This window comes from Frankia sp. CoWAU3 (assembly GCF_977971855.1).
This window is the reverse complement of the sequence record NZ_CDWWXB010000339.1, coordinates 1-1632: the sequence shown is the minus strand read 5'-3', so window position 1 is coordinate 1632 and position 1632 is coordinate 1. Positions and strand designations below refer to the sequence as shown.

At 72.2% G+C, this 1632-nt stretch carries 2 protein-coding genes; both read left to right on the top strand.

The features are described from left to right. Positions 1-782 (top strand): glycosyltransferase family 4 protein (locus AC08ON_RS18160; protein ID WP_476617443.1); only part of this gene is annotated, 782 nt, incomplete at its 5' end. 5 nt (positions 783-787) lie between these two features. Beyond that, a complete protein-coding gene (locus AC08ON_RS18155; protein WP_476617442.1) occupies positions 788-1588 on the top strand; it encodes a lysylphosphatidylglycerol synthase transmembrane domain-containing protein in 801 nt (266 codons plus the stop codon). Positions 1589-1632 lie beyond the last annotated feature (44 nt).

Genomic DNA, 1632 nt, shown 5'->3' with positions numbered 1-1632 from the left:
TGGATACCGGACGGTTCCGGCCGCGGGTCGGGGGCGAGGAGATCCGCCGGCAACACGGCTGGTCGGACCGACCGGTCGTGATCTGCGTGGCCCGCCTGGTGGCGCGCAAGGGGCAGGACATGCTCATCCGAGGCTGGCCGGTGGTCCTGCGACGTCATCCCGCCGCACGGCTGCTGCTGGTCGGGCAGGGTCCTGCCGCGGACCGGTTGCGACGGCTCGCCACCCAGGTGGGCGTCGCCGACACGGTGCATTTCGCCGGCGCGGTCACGGAGCAGGATCTTCCGGACTATCTCGACGCCGCCGACGTCTTCGCGATGCCGTCCCGCACCCGCCTGCTCGGCCTGGACCTCGAAGGTCTCGGACTGTCCGCCCTGGAAGCGGCGGCGAGCGGCCTGCCGGTCGTCACCGGTGCCCAGGGCGGGGCACCCGACGTCGTCCTGCCCGGTCGCACCGGCGTCGTCGTGGACGGCCGCGACCGGCACGCCGTGGCGACGGCCGTCGCCGACCTGCTCGACGACCCCGAGAGATCCGCCCGGATGGGCCTCGCCGGACGGGACTGGATGTGCCGGAACTGGAACTGGGGTGAGTTGAGCCGGCGGCTCGCCGGACTGCTCGCGGGCGGGCCAGATTCCGATTTTGAGGGTGTCGCGGGACACTCTTTCGGATCCTCGGCGGCGCATCGGGAGATCCCGGATGGCGTCGTCTCGAGCAACATCGGGCCCAGCGGCATGATTTCGGACGACATCGTTCCAGACCGGATCGATGTGAACCAAGGCGGTTGAATTCCATGGCGAGACGGCGGGTGGGATACATCCGGGCGAAGGGGGTTGCAGCCGTGGCCGCGCCGCTGCTGGCGGTGGTCTGGCTCGCGCGTTCGTGGACAACGGTCGAGAGCGGTGTCGACGCGTTGACGCGCGCCCACCCGTCCTGGCTGGTGGGCGCGGTCGCTGTCGCCCAGTTGACCTGGATCGCGGGAGCGGCCTGCCAGCAGGGCACGGTGGCCCGGCCCCTGCCAGTGGGTCCGCTGCTCGCGGTCCAGGTCGCCGGCAGCGTCGCCAACCACGTGCTGCCGGCGGGCTTCGGGGTCGGCGCGGTGAAGCTTCGTTTCCTGCATCGTGCGGGGCTGACCCTGCGGGAGGCGGTGACGGCGGTAGGCCTCGACACCGCCGCCGGTGTCACCACACACCTGGCCGTGCTGATCATGCTCCTGGCGGGGGGATTCCTGCCGGTGGACGTGGCACGCCTACCCCGCGGCGAGCCGGTGGCCATGGTGGTCCCGGCGGTGCTCGCCGGGCTCGCTCTGCTCGGCCTGCTCGGCTGGCTGATCACCCCGGTCCGCCGGGCGGCCCGCCGGGCATGGGCGGGCATCGTCGACCACCTACGGTCGATGAAGATCACCCTACAGTCGCCGAGCCGGGCGGCCCTGCTGTGGGGCGGCTCGGCCGCCATCCCGATGCTGCACGCCGCGACCCTGTGGGCGATCATGCGTGCGCTGCACCTTCCGCTCGGGGCCGGCGCGGTATTCGCGATCTACTTCGCGGCGAGCGCGGCCTCGGCCCTGGTGCCCTCGCCGGGCGGCTTCGGCTAGCCCTGTCTTCCGCACGTGCGTGCGGAGGGACGGTTACGTGATCT